Source organism: Rhodococcus sp. NPDC057135 (genome assembly GCF_042670865.1).
In the GTDB taxonomy this organism is placed as follows: domain Bacteria; phylum Actinomycetota; class Actinomycetes; order Mycobacteriales; family Mycobacteriaceae; genus Rhodococcus_F.
The window spans coordinates 1-20,967 of sequence record NZ_JBHUUU010000003.1; the positions used below are offsets into that span (position 1 = coordinate 1).

The 20,967-nt window shown below is 60.5% G+C and carries 20 protein-coding genes; 8 read left to right on the forward strand and 12 right to left on the reverse strand.

What is annotated here, in order from left to right:
* Window positions 1–359: MlaD family protein (locus tag ACFT1A_RS05450; protein WP_378446130.1), on the reverse strand; the 359-nt coding region annotated here is incomplete at its 3' end.
* Window positions 360–697: 338 nt separating this feature from the next.
* Between ACFT1A_RS05450 and ACFT1A_RS05455 the strand changes: the two genes are divergently transcribed.
* A complete protein-coding gene (locus ACFT1A_RS05455; protein ID WP_378446131.1) occupies window positions 698–1,009 on the forward strand; it encodes an ArsR/SmtB family transcription factor in 312 nt (103 codons plus the stop codon).
* 101 nt (window positions 1,010–1,110) lie between these two features.
* Window positions 1,111–2,286 carry an MFS transporter gene (locus ACFT1A_RS05460; protein WP_378446132.1) on the forward strand — a complete coding sequence of 392 codons (1,176 nt, stop codon included), beginning with the start codon at window positions 1,111–1,113 and terminating at the stop codon, window positions 2,284–2,286.
* On the opposite strand, the gene ACFT1A_RS05465 is transcribed toward ACFT1A_RS05460, so the two are convergent.
* The 3 genes from ACFT1A_RS05465 to ACFT1A_RS05475 all read right to left on the reverse strand — a co-directional run bounded on the left by ACFT1A_RS05465 (window position 2,253) and on the right by ACFT1A_RS05475 (window position 5,394).
* Window positions 2,253–2,981, reverse strand: a complete 729-nt coding sequence (locus ACFT1A_RS05465) for an aspartate/glutamate racemase family protein (protein ID WP_378446133.1) — start codon at window positions 2,979–2,981, stop codon at window positions 2,253–2,255. The two genes, ACFT1A_RS05460 and ACFT1A_RS05465, sit on opposite strands and share 34 nt — an antisense overlap.
* A gap of 5 nt (window positions 2,982–2,986) precedes the next feature.
* Window positions 2,987–4,561, reverse strand: coding sequence for an NCS1 family nucleobase:cation symporter-1 (locus ACFT1A_RS05470; RefSeq protein ID WP_378446134.1), 1,575 nt, complete (start codon window positions 4,559–4,561; stop codon window positions 2,987–2,989).
* Between the two features lie 107 nt (window positions 4,562–4,668).
* A complete protein-coding gene (locus ACFT1A_RS05475) occupies window positions 4,669–5,394 on the reverse strand; it encodes a GntR family transcriptional regulator (RefSeq protein ID WP_378446135.1) in 726 nt (241 codons plus the stop codon).
* Between the two features lie 197 nt (window positions 5,395–5,591).
* Between ACFT1A_RS05475 and ACFT1A_RS05480 the strand changes: the two genes are divergently transcribed.
* Together ACFT1A_RS05480 and ACFT1A_RS05485 are read left to right on the forward strand one after the other, a co-directional pair.
* A complete protein-coding gene (locus tag ACFT1A_RS05480; protein ID WP_378446136.1) occupies window positions 5,592–7,928 on the forward strand; it encodes an ATP-binding protein in 2,337 nt (778 codons plus the stop codon).
* Between the two features lie 88 nt (window positions 7,929–8,016).
* A complete protein-coding gene (locus ACFT1A_RS05485) occupies window positions 8,017–10,377 on the forward strand; it encodes an ATP-binding protein (protein ID WP_378446137.1) in 2,361 nt (786 codons plus the stop codon).
* Here ACFT1A_RS05485 and ACFT1A_RS05490 read toward each other — a convergent pair.
* Window positions 10,352–10,588, reverse strand: a complete 237-nt coding sequence (locus ACFT1A_RS05490; RefSeq protein WP_378446138.1) for a hypothetical protein — start codon at window positions 10,586–10,588, stop codon at window positions 10,352–10,354. The genes ACFT1A_RS05485 and ACFT1A_RS05490 overlap by 26 nt on opposite strands.
* A gap of 190 nt (window positions 10,589–10,778) precedes the next feature.
* Entirely contained in the window at window positions 10,779–11,318 is a 540-nt protein-coding gene (locus ACFT1A_RS05495; protein ID WP_378446139.1) for a C40 family peptidase, read from the reverse strand.
* Window positions 11,319–11,647: 329 nt separating this feature from the next.
* Between ACFT1A_RS05495 and ACFT1A_RS05500 the strand changes: the two genes are divergently transcribed.
* The 4 genes from ACFT1A_RS05500 (at window position 11,648) to ACFT1A_RS05515 (ending at window position 14,209) form a co-directional block, all read left to right on the forward strand.
* On the forward strand, window positions 11,648–11,875 hold the full coding sequence (locus ACFT1A_RS05500; protein WP_378446140.1) for a hypothetical protein: 228 nt from the start codon (window positions 11,648–11,650) through the stop codon (window positions 11,873–11,875).
* A 34-nt stretch (window positions 11,876–11,909) separates the two neighbouring features.
* A complete protein-coding gene (locus tag ACFT1A_RS05505; protein ID WP_029256089.1) occupies window positions 11,910–12,215 on the forward strand; it encodes a DUF6412 domain-containing protein in 306 nt (101 codons plus the stop codon).
* A 113-nt stretch (window positions 12,216–12,328) separates the two neighbouring features.
* Window positions 12,329–13,282, forward strand: coding sequence for a membrane protein insertase YidC (yidC, locus tag ACFT1A_RS05510; protein ID WP_378446141.1), 954 nt, complete (start codon window positions 12,329–12,331; stop codon window positions 13,280–13,282).
* A gap of 51 nt (window positions 13,283–13,333) precedes the next feature.
* Window positions 13,334–14,209 (forward strand): oxidoreductase, encoded by an 876-nt coding sequence (locus ACFT1A_RS05515; protein ID WP_378446142.1) that lies wholly within the window; start codon window positions 13,334–13,336, stop codon window positions 14,207–14,209.
* 78 nt (window positions 14,210–14,287) lie between these two features.
* On the opposite strand, the gene ACFT1A_RS05520 is transcribed toward ACFT1A_RS05515, so the two are convergent.
* The 6 genes from ACFT1A_RS05520 to ACFT1A_RS05545 all read right to left on the reverse strand — a co-directional run bounded on the left by ACFT1A_RS05520 (window position 14,288) and on the right by ACFT1A_RS05545 (window position 20,624).
* Window positions 14,288–15,298 carry an NADP-dependent oxidoreductase gene (locus ACFT1A_RS05520; RefSeq protein ID WP_378446143.1) on the reverse strand — a complete coding sequence of 337 codons (1,011 nt, stop codon included), beginning with the start codon at window positions 15,296–15,298 and terminating at the stop codon, window positions 14,288–14,290.
* Window positions 15,295–15,723 (reverse strand): organic hydroperoxide resistance protein, encoded by a 429-nt coding sequence (locus tag ACFT1A_RS05525; protein WP_003939720.1) that lies wholly within the window; start codon window positions 15,721–15,723, stop codon window positions 15,295–15,297. Before ACFT1A_RS05525 ends, ACFT1A_RS05520 begins: the two co-directional genes overlap by 4 nt.
* Window positions 15,720–16,181: a MarR family winged helix-turn-helix transcriptional regulator gene (locus ACFT1A_RS05530; RefSeq protein ID WP_378446144.1), complete on the reverse strand. Its 462-nt coding sequence runs from the start codon at window positions 16,179–16,181 to the stop codon at window positions 15,720–15,722. Before ACFT1A_RS05530 ends, ACFT1A_RS05525 begins: the two co-directional genes overlap by 4 nt.
* A gap of 78 nt (window positions 16,182–16,259) precedes the next feature.
* The gene (locus tag ACFT1A_RS05535) at window positions 16,260–17,687 is read right to left on the reverse strand and encodes a condensation domain-containing protein (RefSeq protein ID WP_378446145.1); all 1,428 of its coding nucleotides are present in this window, start codon (window positions 17,685–17,687) and stop codon (window positions 16,260–16,262) included.
* A complete protein-coding gene (locus ACFT1A_RS05540; RefSeq protein WP_378446146.1) occupies window positions 17,687–19,159 on the reverse strand; it encodes a condensation domain-containing protein in 1,473 nt (490 codons plus the stop codon). Before ACFT1A_RS05540 ends, ACFT1A_RS05535 begins: the two co-directional genes overlap by 1 nt.
* On the reverse strand, window positions 19,092–20,624 hold the full coding sequence (locus tag ACFT1A_RS05545; protein ID WP_378446147.1) for a condensation domain-containing protein: 1,533 nt from the start codon (window positions 20,622–20,624) through the stop codon (window positions 19,092–19,094). Before ACFT1A_RS05545 ends, ACFT1A_RS05540 begins: the two co-directional genes overlap by 68 nt.
* Window positions 20,625–20,967 lie beyond the last annotated feature (343 nt).

Sequence of the window (20,967 nt, forward strand, 5' to 3'; positions counted from 1 at the left end):
CCCTGGTCGGTATCGGGCTGCAGGTCGACGTACTGCTCGCCGATGGCGGAGCGATTGGCCACGACGGCTCGCGCTGATGCGGGGATCTGGGGAGCACTGCTGTCGATCAACAGGTCGACTTCGATTCCCTCGGACGTGAGGGACATGTCGCCGACGCGTCCGACGGGTACACCGCGGTAGGTCACTTCGGCATTGGTGAAGATGCCGCCGGACGTCGCCAGTTCGGTCTTGACCGTGTACTGGCCGAATCCCAGAAGATTGTCCAGCCGTACATATTTCGCACCGACGTAGATCAACCCGAGTAGCGCGACGGCGACGAGAGCGACCAGCTGCCATTTGGCGAGCCTCGACATCACCATCGGAGATCGAGCCCGAACTGATGTGGTGTGCTCATGGTTCGACTCCCGAATGACAAGCCGGGTACGGCTGATGTTGAGCGAATTGTGTTCACCCACGGACGTTCTGAGGTGAACCGGAAAGTTCCGACAATTCGTTGTTGGCGATAACTATAAACAAGTCGTCACAGATAGAAAGTCGGGGCGTATGTTTCCGCAGGTCGCTGAAATTCAAGTGGCACAGCTCACTTCGCGCGTCGATGTGTGATGCACAACCTTCCAGGCCTCGTGCAGGCTTGACTTCGCCGGTCGTATCTATAAAAGTAGATGCGTTCCGGTCGGCGAAGGGTGAGGTGTGATCGATGGATGCTTTGGCGATTTTCAAGTCCCTGTCGAACCAGACCCGCCTGCAGATCATGGAGTGGCTTGCGCATCCGGCGAAGTACTTCGACGAAGACTCGTACACGCAACAGGATCTCGGTTTTCACATCGGAGTCTGTGTCGGTGACATCGCGTCGCGATCAGGGCTTGCGCAGTCGGTGATCTCGGGGTATCTGCAGGGCATGAAGGATGTGGGCCTGCTCGAGTCCGAACGTATCGGGAAGTGGACGTACTACCGACGGAATGAAGCCGTGATCGCCGAGTTCAGGGAATTCGTTCGCGAAAAACTGTGACAGTTGGTCTTTTCCGCGACGATTGTTGTTCCTAGTCATATCTACATATATAGATATATATCTTTTTTGCGCCTCGTGTGGCGCGGTAAGGGGAGTGTGTTGTGAAGTCCAAATTGTTGATTCCCGTTCTGGCGTTGGGCGTATTCGGAATCATCACCACGGAGATGGGGATTATCGGGGTTCTGCCCCAGATCAGCGACAAGTTCGGCATCACCGCGTCCGATGCAGGATGGTTGGTCGGCGTCTTTGCGCTTGTCGTGGCGGTGACCGGTCCGTTCACGACGCTTTTCACGTCGGGAATCAACAGGAAAACCGTTCTGTTGGTGGCGATTGCAGTCTTCGCGGTTTCCAATCTGGTGTATGCGACAACGTCGAGTTTCGAGATGATGTTTGCTTTCCGGATCATCCCCGCCGTCGTTCATCCGGTCTTCTTCGCGCTCGCGCTCGCGACTGCGGTTCGTCTGGCGCCACCGGAGGAGGCAACTTCTGCGGTCACGAAGGTATTTGCCGGTGTCACCGTCGGATTCGCGTTCGGTGTGCCGTTGACGTCGTATCTGGCCGAGAATTTCACGGTGTCGACAGCATTCGTTTTCGGCGCCGTGATCAATGTCCTCGCGTTTTTCGGAATTCTGACACTTCTGCCCTCGACCCCGGTGACACAACGCATGTCGTACGGCGCGCAGGTCCGAATACTTCGCCGGCCCCGCGTGTGGTTGACCATTCTTTCCGTCACGTTCGTCTTCGCTGCCATGTTCTCGGTGTACGGATACTTCGCCGAATATCTCGGCGGGGTGACCGGAATGAGCGGATCGTGGATCAGCGCGATGCTCTTGGCTTTCGGTGTCGTGATGATCTTCGGAAACTTCGTGTTCGGCGCAATGCTCGGAAAGAGTGTCGTGCGAACGGTTGTGGCTTTTCCATTGCTGTATGTCGTCGTGTACGTCGTGATCTATCTGGTGGGTCCGTACTTTGCCGCGATGACTGTTGCCGTGTTGTTGTGGGGCATGGTGCATTCCGGTGGACTGGTCGTTTCGCAGAGTTGGATGGGACGAGATTCGGTTGATGCACCCGAGTTCGGTAACAGCCTGTTCATCTCGTTCTCCAATCTGGGGATCACGCTCGGAACAGCGACAGGCGGCCTGTTTCTCGCACATCTCGGAACACGTCAATTGGTCTGGGCCGGAGTCTTGTTCGCTGCTCTCGCCCTGACAATGATCCTCGCTCGATTGTCGCTCGGGCGGGTTCACAACGAGAACGGCGCCAAGGTTCCGGTGTAGTTCTTGGGAAGTGGCCGCGAGAACTCACCGCGCGCACTGGTCGACAATCCAAGCGTGATCAAGGATCGAACCATGGTGACGGCAGCGGCAACGCCGTCGACTACCGGCACCCCCAGTTCGGCAGACAGATCCTGGCAGAGGTCCGCCATACCTGCACAACCCAGGACGAGGACGTCCGAGTCGTCGCGTTGCAATGCGACGAAACAGGCTTCCAGGATCACTTTTCGCGCATCGGGATCACGATCGAGTTCGAGAACCGGAACCTCGCAGGAGTGGATTCCACGGCAGCGGGCCTGCATCCCGTAACGGTCCACCAGGTCGGCAGCGCGGCCACGGGTTCGACCGAGGGTTGTCACAACGCTGAATCCACGGCCCAGGAAGCCGGCGTAGTTCATCGCCGCCTCGGCGATCGCAACCACTGGACCCCTGGCCAGTTCGCGGGCCGCATCCAGACCTGGATCCCCGAAGCAGGCGATGACGTATCCGTCGACACCGTTCTCCTCGCCGGACGCGATTTCGGCGAGAATCCCTGGGACGCTCAGAGCTTCGTCGTAGTGGCTTTCGATCGACGCGGGACCCATGGCAGGGCTGACAGCCTCGACGAACGCGCCCGGACCGGCGACGGCCCGGGCACATTCCTCGATCTTGGCAGTCATCGCCCACGTGGTGTTGGGGTTGATCACCTTGATTCTCATGACGTTCAGTCGACCGTCGCGGTTTCCGCGGAGGAAGTATTTCGGACAGCAAGGGGGGTGCGCGTGGCGAGCAAGTAGTAGACGGCAAATCCGAGTCCGCAACCGATGAACCAGCTGTACTGTGCTGCCGTGTACATCCCGGTGAGATCTTTTGCCAGCACCGGGACCATCGCGACGACTGCTCCCACGACGGTTGCGATCACTGCGGCCGGGTTGTATCCCTTGCTGTACCAGTAGGTTCCGGTAGGTGACATGCTGAACAGTTCGTCGACGATCACCTTCTGCTTGCGCACGAGGTAGTAGTCGGCAATCAGGATTCCGAACAGCGGACCGATGAACGCTCCGAGGGTTTCGAGCGTGTAGTGGATGACGTCCGGATTGTTGTAGAGGTTCCACGGGGTGATGAGGATCGAGCCGATCGCTGCGATCATTCCGCCGGCGCGCCAGCTGATCTTCTGTGGGCTGACGTTGGAGAAGTCGAAGGCCGGGGAGATGAAGTTGGCAACGATGTTGATGCCGATCGTGGCGATGGTGAAGGTGAGTGCGCCGAGGACGATGGCGAAGGTGCTGTCGATTCGTGCCACGGTTGCAACGGGATCGGTGATCAGTTCGCCGTACACCGGCAGTGTCAACGATGCCGTGACGACGACCAGCACCGAGAACACGAGGAAGTTGACCGGCAAACCGAGGAAGTTGCCCTTCTTGACTGCAGCGAACGACTTCCCGTAACGGGAGAAGTCGCCGAAGTTGAGCATCGGTCCGGAGAAGTACGAGACAACCAGAGCGATAGCACCGAGCATGACGGGGACGGCGTCGAAACCCGAGTACTTGACGTCGCCTAGCGTGAGATCGATTGCGCTCCAGCCCGCCTTGTAGATGAGGTAGCCGCACAGCATGAACATCACGACGTACACTGCCGGCCCGCAGAAGTCGATGAACCGACGGATCGACTCCATGCCTCGCCAGAACACGCAGGCCTGCAATACCCACAACAGCATGAAACTTCCCCAGCCGAGAGCGGAGAGTCCGGCGAATCCGTAGTCTTCGACGACGGCATAGGGCGCGAGTGACGGAAAGAGTTTGATCAGTACGACATCGAGCGCTGCCGAAGCGAGGAAGGTTTGAATTCCGTACCAAGCGACCGCAATCAGGCCACGGATTATTGCCGGGATGTTCGCGCCGAGGACTCCGAACACGCTGCGGCAGATCACCGGATAGGGCACGCCGGTGGCCTGGCTCGGTTTGGCGACGAGATTGCAGAAGAAGTAGACGATCGTGATACCGACCAACAAAGCGACGAGGACCTGCCAGCTGGCCAATCCCAGTGCGAAAAGACTGCCGGCAGTGACATATCCGCCGACGCTGTGTACGTCGGACATCCAGAAGGCGAAGATGTTGTACGACGACCAGGTCTGCTTGCGAAGCGGCGCCAGATCCTCATTGGTCAAACGTGGGTCGTAGCCGGGCTTGATCAGTCCGCTGCCGACAGGGTGACCCGCGGCTTCGACCAGGTCACCTGGGCCGGTTTCCATTGCGGGAGTAGGTGTAGAGGTCGTTCGAGACGGAAGAATGTCGGTCATGACAGCTCCTGTGCATCAGTGCAGGAAATCAGCGGACAGAGCACAAGCTCTCAGCGTCAGTGATGAAAACCGTGTCGAGAGAAAGGTATCGGCGCTGTGTTGCACAGTTATTGCGTGATCGGTATATCTTTTTCGGACAGTAGACCGGTGTTTGTGGGCAGAGTCGCAATGACGGTATTGAGTCGGCGATGATGGATTTCGGAAGCACTCAGAAGGGCGGCTGCGTCCCGGTGCAGGAATGCGTCCAGCATCGCGGTGTGATCCGAGTGCAGAACCTGGCGATCGACGCCGGCAACATGGACCATCGGCTGAACCGGTTCGGTGATGTTCCAGGCAGCTTCGAACATGTGCAGAAGTCGAAGCATGTGCGACGGTCGAGTCAGCGCGAGGTGAAAGTTTCGGCTCTCGCAGTGATAGGACTGAGAGTCGTCGTAGCGCAATGCGATCTCCAGACGGGAGTTCACCTCGACGGCGTGTTCGTGATCCTCCTCGGTGGCCTGCTCGACTGCGACGGCCAACGCAGCTGATTCGAGAGTTTCGCGGACGAGGTACATCTCACGCAATTCCGCCGGCGTCAACTGAGCAACGGTGTAGCCGAATTGATGTCGGTGGTCGACCAAAGATTCTCCGACCAGGGTTTTCAGTGATTCCCGCACTGGTATTCGGCTGACGCCGAACACATCAGCCACGTCGCCCAGAGGAATCGGGGTACCCGGAGGTGCCGAGCCGGACAGAATCACTCGCCGCAGTTCGTCGAGGATCGCTTGTTGTGGACTGCCGGGAGCATCGATTACCAGTTGCGTCAGCAGTACCGATCTACGGCGCGGCGGCATGTCGCTCTCCCTTCGTGTATCTGCCAGCGTAGAAATACGTTGTTTCGCCCGCGTGACACCGGTGTGGCCGTCGTGAATCGCGCACTCGATGGAGAACCTGAGGGCTCCGATCACAGGCACGCGTGGGTGCTGCTCAGGAGGCCGATCGTGGGGGTAGCGTTGTTGTGTAGTGGTATGGCAGAAAGCGAGTCGGTCGGATGGCATCCGCTGTGCACTCAGAAGCCGACCAGCGAGTTGTCGGTAACTTGCCCTTGGAGCTGACAAGTTTTGTCGGCCGCCGGCGCGAGTTGGCCGACGCCAGGAGATTGTTCGAGACGTCCCGTTTGTTGACACTGACCGGGATCGGTGGCGTGGGCAAGACACGGCTCGCGATCCGACTTGCGGGAGCGTTGCAACGGGTGTTTCGAGATGGTGCCTGGTTGGTGGAACTGGGGGAGCAGACGGATCCAGATCTCCTCGAAGACTATGTCGCCGTGACCCTGGGTGTCCGGTCAGTCTCGTCGGCGGACCCGCTGCAGGCATTGATCGACTACTGCGCCGATCGGAGTCTGCTCTTGGTGCTCGACAACTGTGAACATCTGGTCGACGCGGTTGCCCTGTTCACCGGGGCGATCCTGCGTCGATGTGCCGGTGTGAAGATCCTCGCGACGAGCCGAGAGTCGCTGGGTGTCGGTGGGGAAGCGACGATGCGGGTTCCCTCCCTCAGTACCCCGCTGCACTATGACTCGGGAGCGTTCGAGGGGCTGGCTCGGTACGAAGCCGTGTCACTGTTCACCGAGCGTGCGGCTGCGGTAGTACCAGGCTTTATCCTCACGGAGGGGAACAAGCTTGCTGTAGCCCGTATCTGCCATGATCTGGACGGCTTGCCGTTACCGATCGAACTGGCGGCAGCTCGCCTGCGTGGTATGTCTGCTGAGCAGATCATGAACAGGCTCTCGGATCGATACCGCCTTCTCACAACTGGTGGACGCGACGTTCCGAGTCGTCAACAGACGCTGCGATTGTCGATCGATTGGAGCTACGACCTCTGCTCGCCATCCGAACAACAGTTGTGGGGGAGACTGTCGGTGTTCTCGGGTGGGTTCGATCTCGACGCCGCCGAGGGTGTGTGCGGGCAGGATCTGAATTCGACCGAAGTACTCGATCTCGTCACCGCTTTGGTCGAGAAGTCCATCCTGATTCGTGAGGAAACCAACGGGGATGCTCGTTACCACCTCCTCGATCTTCTGCGGGAGTACGGGCATGAAAAGTTGGAGTCCGCCGGTGAGTACTCCGATCTACGTCGTAGGCATCGTGATTGGTTCGAATTCCTTGTTGTACAGGCTGATTCCGAATGGATAAGTAGCGGGCAGGCTGGGTGGATCGAGTGGCTGAGTCGTGAACAGCGTAACGTGCACGAAGCGCTGGAGTTTTCGATTTCGACGCCGGGTCAGGCACGGTCTGCGACACGAATGGTCGCGGCGTTGTACCGATTCTGGCTCAACGGCGGGCGGATCGGTTCGGCGAGGCGCTGGGCGGATCGGACGCTGAGTGCATCCGATGGAGAGCCGGACATGTATCGCCTGGAAATTCTGTGCATCGATGCTGTGGCACACGGCATGCAGGGTGATCTCGTTCGTGCACGCAGACAGGCAGACGAGAGTTTGCGCCTTGCCGAGATCATCGGAGACGTGCGCTCGCGAGGCCTGGCCGGATGGGCCGACGGGTATGTCGACGCGTTCAATGGCGAATTCCACACTGCCACTGAGAAGTTGGAACTTGCCGTAACGCTGTTCCGATCAGCTGAGAATCTGCAGCACAAAGTGATCGGGTTGGGCACCCTCGGGCTCGCGTACGTCTTCACCGGTGCGTTGGAGCGTTCTGTGGAGTGCTTCGACGAGTCCCTCGCGATCACCGCACAGCTGCACGAAGTGATGTATCAGGCCTCGACGTTGGCCAACCTCGGGCTCGTGGATTGGCTTCGGGGTGACCTCGAGCGCGCCGGTGACCATTTGACGCGAAGTCTGCGGACCACCGACGCCTCGTTGAACTCGGCATGGTGTGTCGAACCGATGGCTTGGATTGCTGCAGCACAACGTGATTGGAAGCAAGCAGCGGTTCTGCTCGGTGCCGCATCGATGTTCTGGCAGCGGGTGGGGGGTCGACTGAGCGGGCTTTCGAGTTTGTCAACCCATCACGACCTTGCTGCCGTTTCCGCTCGAAAGGCATTGGGTGAGACTGCTTTCGAGAAGGAGTTTCGTAGAGGATTCGAGATGACCGAAGGTGAAGCTGTCGCTTACGCGCTCGACGAGCGTCGTAACGCCCCGGCCGCGTCGCCGATCGACGCACCTCACCTGACCCGTCGTGAACAGCAGGTCGCCGAATTGGTGGCTCAGGGACTGACCAACCGCGCAATCGCGGAGCACTTGGTCATCTCGTTGCGCACGGCTCAGGGGCATGTGGAGCACGTGCTGACAAAACTGGGATTCACTTCCAGAGCGCAGATCGCGGCGTGGTTCGTCTCGACCGCGCAGGAGACCGACTCCCGAGGCTGAGTCCGCGGGCAGAGGTGAGCGCTTCTCTGGGTGCTGTTCGCGGGGGTAGCGTTGATCTGTAGTGGAATCGCAGAAAGCGAGACGGTCCATGGCCCCCGCTGTGCGCTCAGATGCCGATCAGCGAGTAGTCGGCAACTTGCCGTTGGAACTGACGAGTTTTGTCGGTCGACGGCGTGAGTTGGCCGATGCCAGAAGATTGTTCGAGTCGTCCCGTTTGTTGACGCTGACCGGTGTTGGTGGTGTCGGTAAGACGCGGCTTGCGATCCGACTTGCAGGTGCGTTGCAACGGGTGTTCCGAGACGGTGCGTGGTTGGTGGAACTGGGTGAGCTGTCGGATGCGGATCTGCTCGAGGACTATGTCGCCGTGACTTTAGGCGTGCGTCCGGTTTCCTCGTCCGACCCACTGCAGGCACTGATCGACTACTGCAGTGATCGGAGTCTTCTGTTGGTGCTCGACAACTGTGAGCACCTGGTGGATTCGGTTGCCCGGTTTACCGTGTCCGTTCTACGCCGGTGCGCCGGCGTAAAGGTTCTGGCGACCAGTCGCGAATCGCTGGGCGTCGGCGGCGAGGTGGCGATGCGAGTTCCCTCCCTCACGACTCCGGAACTTCGGGGGCCGAGCGCTTTCGACGGACTGGCACGGTACGAGTCCGTTCTGTTGTTCGTGGAACGAGCCGCAACAGTGGTGCCGGGCTTCGTGCTGAGCGAAGAGAACCGGAATGCCGTTGCCCGTATCTGCCACGATCTGGACGGATTGCCGTTGCCGATCGAACTGGCGGCCGCTCGCCTGAGGGGAATGTCTACCGAGCAGATCATGAACCGACTCTCGGATCGGTACCGTCTCCTCACTTCCGGCGGGCGCGACGTACCCAGTCGTCAACAGACGCTCCGATTGTCGATCGATTGGAGCTACGACCTCTGCTCGCCATCCGAACAACAGTTGTGGGGGAGGCTGTCGGTGTTCTCGGGTGGGTTCGATCTCGAGGCCGCCGAAGGTGTGTGCGGGCAGGATATGGGTTCGAACGAAGTGCTCGATTTGATCACTGCGTTGGTCGAGAAATCCATCCTCATTCGTGAAGAGACCGACGGCGCCGTTCGCTACCATCTACTCGACCTACTCCGGGAGTACGGGTGTGAAAAATTGGAATCCACCGGGGAACAGCTCGAACTACATCGCCGACAACGTAATTGGTTTGAAGCTCTTGTCGTCCGTGCCGACTCCGACTGGATCAGAAGAGGGCAGGAGGCATGGGTCGCGCGACTCGGTCGTGAACAACACAATCTGAACGACGCGCTGGAATTCTCGATTTCCACCGCTGGTGAGGCGCGGTCTGCGACTCGTATGGTCGCCGCGTTGTACGGATGCTGGGTGTCCGACGGATTGATCGGCCAGGTGCGGTATTGGGCTGATCGAACACTGAGCGTCCCAGACGCTGGACCTGACATGTTTCGCGTGGATGTCCTGTGCGTAGACGCCGCGGCGCATGCGATGCAGGGCGAAGTCGTTCGCGCGCGAGAATTGGTCGACGAGGGCGGCCGCCTTGCCGAGGCCCTGGGGGATGTGCGCTCGCGGGCGTTGGCAGCTTGGGCAGGCGGATACATCGACATGTTGGCGGGCGAATTCGGCAATGCCACAGTGAAGTTGGAAACTGCAGTGTCGTTGTTTCGAATCGACGAAAATCTGCAATACGTCGTCATCAGTTTGGACACCCTCGGCCTTGCATGCATCCTTGCCGGTGAACTGGAGCGGTCGGTAGAGTGTTTCGAGGAGTGTATCGAGATCACCGAGCCACTGCACGAAGTGACATATCAGGCCCACGCGTTGGGGTTTATCGGACTCATCTCTTGGCTTCGCGGCGACTTCGAGCGCGCGAATGAGTATTTGACGCGCAGTTTGCGGACTGACAAATCTTCGATGAATGCGGCGTGGTGTATCGAACCGTTGGCGTGGACCGCGACAGCGCAACGTGATTGGAAGCATGCAGCGATTCTGCTTGGCGCTGCAGCGATGTACTGGCTGAAGATCGGGCAACCGCTCACCGGATTCCCTGGATTGGCGCGATTCCGCGACAATGCCGTGGAGGTTGTTCGAAAGGCTTTGGGTGAGAGTGCTTTCGACAAGAATTTTCACCGGGGAGCTGTGATGGCCGAGGGCGAAGCTGTGGCATATGCGCTCGACGAGCAGCATGCCGCTCAGACGGAAATGTCGACCGAGGCGATTCGACTTACTCGTCGTGAGCAGCAGGTTGCGGAACTGGTTGCTCAGGGGTTCACGAATCGCGCTGTCGCCGAACACCTCGTCATTTCGCCGCGGACGGCCCAGGGGCATGTGGAGCACGTGCTGACAAAATTGGGCTTCACCTCCAGAGCGCAGATCGCGGCGTGGGTGGTGTCGACTGCGTCGGAGCGTGATTCGCGCGGGGTCAACGGTTCAGCAGACCGGAGTTGACGTCCGATTGCAGTTCGCCCCCGTCGTCGCTGCGCAGGCAGAATACCGGGTAGCGCTTACCGACTTCTCGCCGTTGAAACGACACTCGCAGCGGTCCAGCCGCGTCCACGCGCGGGGATTCCGTGAGCAACGTGTACAGCCACGGGCCCTCGTCCAATTCGACGATGGCGAGAACGGTCGCGGGATCGCCGCGAACCGTTCGCCAGGACACGACAGTGCCGTCTCCGCAAGACCGCGTTAGGTCCAACCGGGCCCCGCGACACCTGGAGCAGACGGCACTCGCAGGGGAGAGGATGGCATCGCATTCCGCGCAATGGGGGAGCGTCAAGCATTCGGGTCGCGACGACCGTCCTGAATATCGCTGCAATACACGCCTTTTCGTCAAGCTGACCTGATACATGTCAGTAACGTCGGGAGAGGTAGTACGGCATCGAGTCCACGGGTGCGCGTTTGACCGACTCCCCTGACGTCGGGGCGTGAACGACTTGACCGCCTCCGGCATAGATCCCCACATGTTCCCCGCCGTAGTACAGGACCACGTCACCCGGCTGGAGGTCGTCCCGGGAAACCGGAGTTCCGCCGACCGCCTGGTCGTAGGTGGTTCGCGGAATCGAGACGCCCGCTTGTGAATAGGCCCACTGAACGAGGCCTGAGCAGTCGAACGAGTCCGGTCCGGTCGCGCCCCAGACGTACGGGGCGCCGATCTTGGACTCTGCGGCGGCCAAGGCACGGCCTCCATCCGAGGAAACGAAAGCTGACACTTTCTCCGGATTCGTGACAACGGAAAGACCGGCGATGTTCCGGTCCGGAAGCAAGGGTGCCTGCGCGTTTGCGGTGTCGATAGTCACGGCGAGGGTTGTCAATGAAAGAGCGCCGATGACGATGACCCTCCGGAGTGTGTTCTTCGTCGTGCGGGGGTTGGTGAATCGATGGTGCGACATTTCTCGTGTTGCCTTTGTGTCGATGCGTCCCGAAGCAGGTATTCAGCTGGGCGTGATCGGGCTTCGGCTTGTGACACACAGCCTGGTTTCGCATCGACGTGTTCGCGCCGGTCAGTTGGACGGGGTGCATACCTGTTTTTCGAGTGGCAGCACTTCGCGGCATTCCGGGAACTGTGACGCCGAAAGGAAGAAGTAGGTACCGATGTAGGTACCACGGTCGTCGCGGCGCCGGCGCGCGCTCGGCAATATCGGGTTCGATACTTCATCCGAATAGCACCACACCTGAACTGGGATTCTGGCCCGTTCGGGTGCGCCGGCGGGTGATCGCCGTGGTCGCCTCGCCCGTTGCGGCGGCACTGATGGCCGCCGACAGCGATCTCGTCGCACTGGTGCCGGAAAGACTCGCCCGATACTTTGCCGCTCGCCTCGAGGTCGCCTGGTTTGCGGTGCCGACCGAACTACCAACCGTCACCATCCACCAACAGTGGCACGGTCGGCTGGATCACGATCCTGCTCATAGGCGGCTACGCGGACATGTCCGTGAGGCAAGCGTCTAGCTGGATTCGGTGGTCGTTCTGTACTCTCGCAGTCATGCAACAGCGGAGTACGGGAACAGTGACGCGATCACTGTTGCTGCTTCTGTTGCCGTTCATCGCCCTTCTCGCAGTGCCTCCGCTTGGTTCCTCGGGTAGCGCCGCGGTGCTGGGAACTGCGATTGCCGTCTTCGTGGTCGCGGCCCTCGCAACCTCCTCGAAGTACGAACTTCTCCAACTGTGTGCGGTTTCGGCCACCGGCCCGTCAGATGACGAACGCTGCCTGCGTGGTGCTTTCCGCAGGCAGAGCAGCCCGGACGCGCCTGGCCGTCCGCAACCTCGAGCACCCGGAATCGGTCTGTAGATCGGCCGTCGGCGGGGGGTGAACTCGTCGTAGGTCGGTCAGACGTCTTGCGTCCACGACCATTCCCGCGCTCTCGATTGCCTGAGCGTGCCTCTCGGTGAGGTTCATTCGTCATGCTCGATTTTGTCTACTACCCCGTGTCCGGAATCCTCTGGTTCTGGCACAAAGTTTTCTCACTGATCTCCGGATCACCCGACAACGGCGTCGTGTGGGCGTTGTCGGTCGTATTTCTGGTCTTCACACTCAAGGCCTTGCTGTTCAAACCGTTCGTCAAGCAGGTTCGCACCCAATTGGTCATGCAAAAGCTGCAACCACAGCTGAAGGCATTGGAGAAAAAGTACGCAGGCGACCGGCAGAAACTTACTGTCGAGATGGCAAAGCTGCAGAAGGAACACAACTACAGTCCGCTGCTCGGATGCCTGCCGATGCTCGTCCAGGCACCGGTGTTCATTGGTCTCTACCACGTCCTGCGATCATTCAATCGAACCGGAGCGGCATCCCACGTCCCGTTTCTGAGCCCGACCGAACCGATGTCGGTGGCGGACAACGCGAACACGGCCAACTACTTCTTCAGTGCCTCGGACGTGCAGTCGTTTCTCGACGCCAAACTGTTCGGCGCGCCGTTGTCCGCCATGATTTCGAGTCCGGCAGCGCAGCTGGAAGCATTCGGCGATGTCAGTCGGTTCTCCATCATTCTGGTTGCCGTACCGCTGATGATTTTTGCCGCCGTCGCTACGCATTTCACGTCGCGGGCGTCCATCGCGCGTCAAGTGGACACCGGAACCGTCAACCCTCAAACGGCAATCATGAACAAACTTGCTCTGTGGGTATTTCCGGTCGGTGTGATTGTCTTCGGCGCTTTTGCACCCGTCGCGATCCTGCTCTACTTCGTGAGCAACAACTGCTGGACGCTGGGGCAACAGCATTTTGTGTACGGACGCATCGCGGCGGAGCAGAAGAAAGCCGAACTGTCGCCGACACCCGCTGTGGCCACGCCCCCGGCGCGTGGAGCGGGTGCCCCACCGGTGCCAGGAGCAAAGCCGATCCGAGCCAAGCGCAAGCGATGACCGAAAAATCGGCCCTCCCTACCGACGGGTAAGGCACGTACGCTGGAATGCATGACCAAATGGACCGCAGAAGACGTAGTCGATCAGACCGGCCGCACATTTGTCGTCACGGGGGCGAACAGCGGACTGGGTGAGGTAGTCGCACGAGCGCTGGGCAAAGCCGGGGCCGACGTCGTCCTCGCCTGTCGCGACACCACGAAGGCCGACGCCGTAGCCGCCGAGATCGGGTCCAACGCGGTTGTCCGCAAGTTGGACCTCTCGGATCTGTCGTCGGTACGAGCCTTTGCCGACGCAACGGAGAAGGTTGACGTCCTGGTGAACAACGCCGGCGTGATGGCGGTCCCGTTCCGCCGCACGGTCGACGGATTCGAAATGCAGATCGGCACAAACCATCTCGGGCACTTCGCGTTGACCGGGTTGCTGAAGGACAAGCTCACCGACCGAGTTGTGACGATGTCCAGTGCCTTGCATCAGCTCGGGACCGTCGATCTGGACGATCTCAATTTCGAGCGTCGGAAGTACAACCGCTGGTTGGCCTACGGGCAGTCCAAGCTTGCCAATCTGTTGTTCACGTACGAACTTCAGCGCAGGCTCGCGGCTTCGGGATCTCCGCTCAAGGCGCTCGCTTCGCATCCGGGATATGCGTCGACGAACCTGCAAGGGCACACCGAGTCGATCCAGGACAAGCTGATGGGAATCGGCAATCAGATCTTCGCGCAGTCCGCGGAGATGGGTGCGCTTCCCGAACTGTGGGCGGCAACCGCGCCGGATGCCTTCGGCGGCAGTTACATCGGACCGGACGGTCCGTTCGAGCAGCGCGGGTATCCGAAGGTCGTGGGGTCGAACAAGAAGTCACATGACACGAGGACCGCCGCGGGTTTGTGGACCCTGTCGGAGAAGTTGACCGGGGTGTCGTTCGGCATCTGATTCGGATACGACTGTGGCCGCGAACTCCGAGAAGTTCGCGGCCACAGTCATATCTGTTTCAGTTACAGACTGTTCGGGTTACAGCGTGACAACCATCTTGCCGGTGTTCGCGCCGCGCATCAGGTCGATGAAGGCTTGTGGTGCGTTCTCCAGGCCTTCGACGATGGTCTCGTCCCACTGAATCTTGTTGTCGGCGAGCCACGCTGCCATGTGGGTGCGGAATTCGCCGCCGAGGTGACGGTAGCCACCCACGAGGAATCCGCGCAGGGTGAGCTGCTTGCCGATCACCAGTGCCAGGTTGTGGGGCGCGGTGGGCTTGTCGGTGGTGTTGTACTGAGCGATGGCTCCGCACAGGGCAATCCGGCCACCCTGGTTCATGGCATCGATGGCGGCTTCGAGATGTTCGCCACCGACGTTGTCGAAGTACACGTCGATGCCGTCAGGGGCAGCAGCGGCAAGCAGTTCGGTGATCGGGCCGTCGTGGTAGTCGAACGCCGCGTCGAATCCGAGCTCGAGAAGCCGGGCAACTTTCGCCGGCGAACCGGCGCTACCGATTACTCGCTTCGCCCCGAGCAACTTGGCGATCTGACCGACGAGCGATCCGACGGCACCTGCTGCACCGGAGACGAATACGGTGTCGCCTTCCTTGAACTCCGCAACCGCGGTGAGGCCGGCATACGCGGTGAGACCGGTCATGCCGAGGGCGCCCAGGTAAGCCGTCGCCGGCGCGATGGACGTGTCGGCCGGAGTCACTGCGGATCCGTCGAGGATGGCGTATTCACGCCATCCGAGGCCGTGGACGACGACGTCGCCCACGGAGCGATCAGCCGACTTGGATTCGACGACCTCGCCGACAGCGCCACCGTCGAGCGCTGCACCGACCTGGAACGGCGGAAGGTAGGACTTCACGTCGTTCATCCGGCCGCGCATGTACGGGTCGACGGAGATGGCGATGTTGCGGACCAGGATCTGGCCGTCTTCGAGTTCGGGGAGTTCTACCTCGACGGTGGAGAAATTCTTCGGGGTAGGCCAACCGTTGGGGCGTGAAGCGAGATGGATTTCTCGGCTGACAGTGGTGGTGGTGCTCATTCGTCGTCCTTACTTACTTCGAGGGTGACCTCGATGTTGCCGCGAGTCGCGTTGGAGTACGGGCACACCTGGTGCGCCTTCTCCGTCAGCTCGACGGCCTGATCGTGGGGCAGATGGGGGAGAGAAACTTCCAGCGTCACAGCGAGTCCGAAACCACCTGCACCGTTGGGGCCGATGCCGACTCGCGCGCCGACTGCGGAATCGGCCACGTTGGCCTTCTCGGCGCGGGCGACCATCTGCAGTGCGGAGTGGAAGCAGGCTGCGTACCCGGCGGCAAAGAGCTGCTCAGGGTTGGTGCCTTCGCCGCTGCCACCCATTTCCTTGGGAATGGCGAGACCGAGATCGAGGCGTCCATCCGAGGTGCGAGCGTGACCGTTGCGGCCTTCGCCGGTGGCAAGTGCTTCTGCGGTGTAGACGATGTTCATGACTTCTTCTTTCCGTCGGAGTGGGCATTGGATGCTTGAAGTGACTCGCCGAGACGAGTGAGAACGTCCCGGAGCTCGGTGAGTTCGTCGTTACTCAGACCAGTGGCGCCTGCGAGCTTGGCCGGGATGTCCTCGGCCTTGCTGCGCAAGGTGGAACCCGACTCGGTCAGGTGGATCTCGACGCGACGCTCGTCGGTGGTGAGGCGTCGGCGTTCGATGAATCCCAGACCCTCGAGCCGCTTGAGCAGCGGCGACAGAGTTCCGGTATCGAGATCGAGTGCCTCGCAGATCTCTCGCACGCCGCGGCCGTCTCGTTCCCAGAGTGTCAGCAGGACGAGGTACTGGGGGTACGTGATCTCCAGGTCGTCGAGCATTGCTCGGTACGCGGCCGTAGTAGCCCGCGACGCCGAATAGAGGGCGAAGCAGACCTGGCGTTCGAGGGCGAGTGGGTTGGTCACGAGAATAACTGTAGCGCACAGTTAAGTTGTGCACAACAAAAAAGTGTCAAATAGACCTTCGGATGATCGGCAGTCCGTCTACGGCGTCGACAGAATCTCGGAGACGCACTCGAGGAAGGTATGCACTGTCCGGGCCGCGGGTGCCGGAAACCTGGTGCGCACTGCCAATCCGTCGTGAGTGCGTGAGAACCAGAACTGAACGTCGTCCGCGCTCGACACGCGACTGAGTTGCTGCGGATTGATCGGCGCAGGCTGTGATTCGCAGGACTGTGATTTGCAGGACTGTGATTTGCAGGACGGCGATTCGCTGGACTGTGATGTACGGGGGCGCGATCCACCAGGCATGCTTCGGTAGTCAGCGTAGGACACCGAGAAGATGTCTCTGCGAGTGGGCGAAACCTCGGGCCCCAAGCTTTGCAAGACTTGCCTCGACGACACGGACGACAGTGAAAGTGACTCGTGGAAAGCGAGATTGACTGCCCGAGCAGTGCTGTGAAGATTGTCCATGCTCGTCACGGTGATGGGCGCATTGGCCACCAGCCAACCGAAGGTGTGGTTGTGTCGCGGTTCCCGACGGGTGTGGACCGGGAACAGTAGGTGTGTGTCCCTCTTGCCGGTCAATTGTGTTGTGGCCAAACCGATCGACGCGAGAATCGCGCCGAACGACGAGTGTCGATGATCGGCGCAGTTCTGGTCGAACAGCTCTGCTTCGCCGGTGTCGAGGAGCATCCGGGTGTCTGTGCCCTGGGGCGACATGGTCCCGGCGGGCAGTCCCAGATCTACGGGAAAATGGGGAGTGTCACCCCCGCATGATCGGAGGAAGGACCGCCAACCCGCAATGCGGTGGTCGCCGGGCTCTGGATCCGCGGTTGCCGATTCACGGAAGCAGTAGTTGAGGAAACTCCCGGGCTCCGGCAAGAGATCCGACGCGATCGGAACACGGTTCGCCTGCGTGTATTCGCGATACAGAGTGCTGATCTCGGTAATCGCGATGCTCATGGACCAACCGTCGCAGATGGCATGGTCGAATCCGCAGATCACTGTTGACTGGTCCTCGCGGGTGATGGCACCGAGAAAGTACGCGGGAAACGCAAATGGATTGCACCAGCGATCCAAGCGCTCGCCCAAGAGTTCTCGCACCTGTTCAGGTGTTCGTGCGTCAGCCACTGTTTCCTCACGCAGGCGTAGATCGCCGACGTCGGCGACGTCGACGAACAGTGCCGAGGATCCGCCCGGTTCTTCGGCCTGGGAGAACGAGCACGACAGGGCGTCGTGACGGGACGTCCATTCCTCGAAGCTGGCCTTGAGTGCGTCCGTGTCGATGGGGCCGGGAACGTCGAAAGTGGCAGCGAGCCAAGTCGTATCGCCGCGGCTGCCGGCAAGATGCAGCTGCTGATTGGAGGTCGGAGGAACCGGATACGTCGATCCGGTGGAGATTTCGCTCGGCGTCCACTGCAGGATGCGGCCCGGCCGTGCCTCGAACCTGTCGAGAAAGGTGATGTGCATCAGGCGGTCTCCACTTCCTGACGCGCATCCGCCTGACGAACGACGCGGTAGTCGCCGGCATCAGCGACCGTTCTCAGGACGTTGCGGAGATGTCGAAGGTATCGATCCACCGATGTGTGTGCCTGCTCGGTGTCGGGAAAACTGACCATCACATACGTACGGTCTTCCTTCCTGTTGATCCACATCGACAGATCACCCGTCGTTCCAGGCCCACCCAGTGCACGCGCTTCGAGTTCGTCGTGGTGCTCGGCACCGGGAATCAGGCGCATGTCGATGTACGACACCATCGGCGGGACCGACGTTCCGCCGATGTCGGATCCGGTCAACTTCGACACCTCGGCGATCACCGAATGGATGGACACGTCCGCGAGCCCCTTCACTGCGGCGCGAGCAGCGTGGGCAAGGGGGAGTGCATCGGTGAAGCTCGTGACACCACTCAGCGTGAACGAGACCGGGACGAGATTGATGAACCAGCCTTGAGAATAGCGGTATCTCGGATCGGAGCGAGTGCCGACCGCGTTGAGCGCGAAGTAGTTCGCTCTGTTCGCGACCTCGATCTCGGTGAGGGCGAGGGCGGCGAAAATCCCCGTGGAGAAGCCGACGCCATTGGCCTTGCACAGCGCCGCGAATGCGGCCGACTCGTCGGTGTCGAGAACGTCGATATGTGTGCGCGTCGACCGGGTCTGCTCGCCCCGCGCCACACCGAGGTCGAGGGGGAACGTCGGGAGTTGTCCGGCATTGGCGGCGAGGATCGAAATCCACTGCTGCACAGGCGCTGCGGTCAGGTCGAGGTTCCCCGCTGCTGCCCGTTCTTCGCCGCTGTACTCGACATAACTTCCAGGAGCGGGAAGTTGATCGTCGATGCCGGCGCTCTCGGCGACGTACAGGGCACGAAGTTCTTCGACGCCCAGCATCAGCGACAGGCCGTCGGTATGCGAGTGATCGACGCCGTAGTAGATGGTGAAGCCGGCGCCCGTGCCATGTTCGACGGCGCCACTGATGAACGAGGGCCACTGCAGTGGGCTGGTATCGCCGGCGAAACTTCGGCTCACATGCTCACGAACCGCATCTGTCGTGTTCAGGGGACCGACGCTGTGTGGCGCGAGTTCGATCGTCGACGCATCCACCACCCGACGGTCGATGACCCCACTACCGGCGGGATCTTCGGATGGTCTGACCTCGAACCAACTGTGCAGTGTGTTGTGCCGCAGGACAAAAGCCTGCACTGCCCGCCGCAGTGCCTCCCGATCGAGGTCACCGGGCAGAGTGAAGGTGAATCCGATCCACGGTGACCAGTCGACGCCTTGTGAGCGCTTGTGGTCGGCGGTACGAATGTGTCCCTCTTGCAGGAACGAGAGTGGTTGATCGCTCCGCGGTGCCCCGGAAGCCGCCGCCAGGGATTGCTCAGTAGGCCTGAACTCGGTGAGCGTCCCGGCTTTCGGTGCCCAGAGATCGATGGGTGTCATTTCCATGGGAGTTCTCCTCGATCGTTGCAGCGGGGTTGATCGGTGCAGCGGGATTGATCGGTGCAGCGGTGTCAGTCGACGCTGCGGATGTTTCGTTCAGGAAGGCAAAGTCCTCCATCTCACGGCGTAACAGCCCGGCGAACTGATGGATGTGGCGGCTCGTGCGCGCGTTGCCCGGGTGGCGTATGGCCAGATTGAGCCCTTCCGGCGTACGCGTCAGCCAGATGTAGACGTCGGTTCCGGAATGATCGCGACTACGAAGGCCTCTGGTCTGCCAGCTCGTCCACTGCTCGGCACCGGGAACGTGACGAACGTCCATGTAGGAGAGCACGAACGGCAGGTGCTGCGGGCAGTCGATCAGCTCACACACTTTCGAATACGGCAAGGCCGCTGCGGGTCGGACGCGTCGTACCGCCGCGCCGGCAACCTGGGCCAGATCGCTCACGGTAGCGGCGGGGGCAATCGGAATCCTCACCGGCACAACACCGATGAACCATCCCAGGGATGCAGCCCATCGAAGCTCCGAACGGGTGTGTTGCGGCACGACGACGCGGAATTCGTCTGCACCGGTGAGATCGCCGGTCACCTTGGCCGCGCACGCGAGTATCGCGGCCAGGAATCCTTGGTTGTTGCGCTTGCTCGCTTCTGCCAGGCGTTCGGCTCCCCGGGCGCTCAGAAGCCAGGCGGACAGGCTTTGCTGAGGAACTCGGCGTCCGGTGACCGGTTCGGGTAACGCCGGAAAGAACGGAGCCTCACCGTGCGTGTAGAACTCACGCCACGTCTGCACCGCAGGGTGGGAGCAGTCCGCGTGTTCCACGAGATCTCGTTCCGTGGTGCCGAAGTCGATGTAGCTCCCGGTCTCCGGCGGCGAGGTAGGGCTTCCCTCGCTCAACGATCGGTAGATCGTCTGCAGTTCATGCGCGGTCAGCGCAACCGAATATCCGTCCAGCAGAGCATGATCAGCGGCGAAAACCACAGTGAAATGATGGGGACTTTCAATCGTCGCGAATTGATACGCAGGCCAGACGAGTGGATCGGTCGACCGGTCGAGCAGTTGCTGCAGGTGCGTGAAGACGGACATCGAGGACGCCAGGTGTCCGACTTCGGTGCCCAGAATCCGGACGTCTCCGGGCCCCGCGGTGCGTCGGACTATCGCTTCGCCCTCTGTGGCGACGTGTGTCCGGAGCACTTCGTGGCGATCGATCCAATGATCGAGTGCAGCCGCCCAGATCCTTCGGTCGAGTCGATCGTGGATGCGAAACGAGGTACCCAACCAGGAGGGAGTGCATCCGTCGATCTGATGGTGCACCTGCTGTTTCACCTGTTCGGCATGTTTCAAGTGTGCTTCGTGAATGTAGCTGGCGGGACGCTGGTCGACAGGCCAATGCTCGGGCGGATTCACCGCAGCGGGAGTCCACTCGGTGACGGTCCCAGGCGGTAAGGGATAGTCGGCAAGTTCCGTGAATTCCATTGGGAAACCTGATCTCTCGAGATGGCGAAAGGTGGGGATCGTGAACGGGGCGGATGTTTGTAACCGAGAGTGACAGATGATTAGTCAAGGCAAGTAGAACGCGACCCGAGGCTGCGCGCAACTGCTTCGGTCCGGGATGTGACGAGGAACATTCCGCTCGTTATTTCGGACAATTCGAATACTGGACATCCGGTTTACAGCCCTGGTCAGCTGTCAGTTTATCGATCAATCACTCTGTGGTGAAACAAATTTCATCAACCTGCTTCAAAAGCTGTGAGATCGCGACACATTCTAATATGCAAATAGTGGAATATGTTTGTGTGTAGTAAGTTTCGTAGAGATT

Bases quoted from the DNA above. Each gene is read 5' to 3' on its own strand.
- yidC (WP_378446141.1), top strand. From the start codon at position 12,329: ATGCTCGATTTTGTCTACTACCCCGTGTCCGGAATCCTCTGGTTCTGG.
- ACFT1A_RS05505 (WP_029256089.1), top strand. From the start codon at position 11,910: ATGCAACAGCGGAGTACGGGAACAGTGACGCGATCACTGTTGCTGCTT.
- ACFT1A_RS05475 (WP_378446135.1), bottom strand. From the start codon at position 5,394: ATGCCGCCGCGCCGTAGATCGGTACTGCTGACGCAACTGGTAATCGAT.
- ACFT1A_RS05520 (WP_378446143.1), bottom strand. From the start codon at position 15,298: ATGAGCACCACCACCACTGTCAGCCGAGAAATCCATCTCGCTTCACGC.
- ACFT1A_RS05495 (WP_378446139.1), bottom strand. From the start codon at position 11,318: ATGTCGCACCATCGATTCACCAACCCCCGCACGACGAAGAACACACTC.
- ACFT1A_RS05485 (WP_378446137.1), top strand. From the start codon at position 8,017: ATGGCCCCCGCTGTGCGCTCAGATGCCGATCAGCGAGTAGTCGGCAAC.
- ACFT1A_RS05540 (WP_378446146.1), bottom strand. From the start codon at position 19,159: ATGGAAATGACACCCATCGATCTCTGGGCACCGAAAGCCGGGACGCTC.
- ACFT1A_RS05515 (WP_378446142.1), top strand. From the start codon at position 13,334: ATGACCAAATGGACCGCAGAAGACGTAGTCGATCAGACCGGCCGCACA.
- ACFT1A_RS05525 (WP_003939720.1), bottom strand. From the start codon at position 15,723: ATGAACATCGTCTACACCGCAGAAGCACTTGCCACCGGCGAAGGCCGC.
- ACFT1A_RS05465 (WP_378446133.1), bottom strand. From the start codon at position 2,981: ATGAGAATCAAGGTGATCAACCCCAACACCACGTGGGCGATGACTGCC.
- ACFT1A_RS05455 (WP_378446131.1), top strand. From the start codon at position 698: ATGGATGCTTTGGCGATTTTCAAGTCCCTGTCGAACCAGACCCGCCTG.
- ACFT1A_RS05535 (WP_378446145.1), bottom strand. From the start codon at position 17,687: ATGCACATCACCTTTCTCGACAGGTTCGAGGCACGGCCGGGCCGCATC.
- ACFT1A_RS05470 (WP_378446134.1), bottom strand. From the start codon at position 4,561: ATGACCGACATTCTTCCGTCTCGAACGACCTCTACACCTACTCCCGCA.
- ACFT1A_RS05545 (WP_378446147.1), bottom strand. From the start codon at position 20,624: ATGGAATTCACGGAACTTGCCGACTATCCCTTACCGCCTGGGACCGTC.
- ACFT1A_RS05480 (WP_378446136.1), top strand. From the start codon at position 5,592: ATGGCATCCGCTGTGCACTCAGAAGCCGACCAGCGAGTTGTCGGTAAC.